1 protein-coding gene is annotated in these 383 nt (G+C 56.9%); it reads left to right on the top strand.

The window, feature by feature from the left end:
• Positions 1 to 46: 46 nt before the first annotated feature.
• Positions 47 to 337, top strand: a complete 291-nt coding sequence (locus HMPREF1985_RS11780; protein WP_021770700.1) for a helix-turn-helix domain-containing protein — start codon at positions 47 to 49, stop codon at positions 335 to 337.
• Positions 338 to 383: the final 46 nt, after the last annotated feature.

The raw sequence follows: 383 nt of genomic DNA on the forward strand, positions 1-383 counted from the left end.
TATGCTTTTAAGGAACAAAATCAAAAAAGCAAGGGAGTGTCCTCGCATGAACAGAATAGCACAAGAAGTGGCCTTCCGTCTAGCCGTAGTTCGGTATGCCGAACGGCACGGCCCATCACAGGCAGCCATCCAGTACCGCGTCTCTCGCATGACGGTGTATCGTTGGCTCAAGCGTTACGATGGAACGAAGGAATCCCTTGTTCCTAGGTCACGCCGTCCGCACCACCATCCAAACCAGCACACAAAGGCCGAGGATGCGCTCATCCGAAACATGCGCCGACGAAGGCCCCATGACGGGCTGGTCGTGTTTTGGGTCCGGCTGCGGCTTTACCAGTAGTATACTGCGATCGGCGAATGCACGCGGCTGCGCTGCCTGGGCGCGT

Origin of the sequence: Mitsuokella sp. oral taxon 131 str. W9106, assembly GCF_000469545.1 — a bacterium.
GTDB lineage: Bacteria > Bacillota > Negativicutes > Selenomonadales > Selenomonadaceae > AWVT01.

What these genes read in the sequence shown, in the direction of transcription:
- HMPREF1985_RS11780 (WP_021770700.1), top strand. Translation starts at nt 47, where the DNA reads ATGAACAGAATAGCACAAGAAGTGGCCTTCCGTCTAGCCGTAGTTCGG.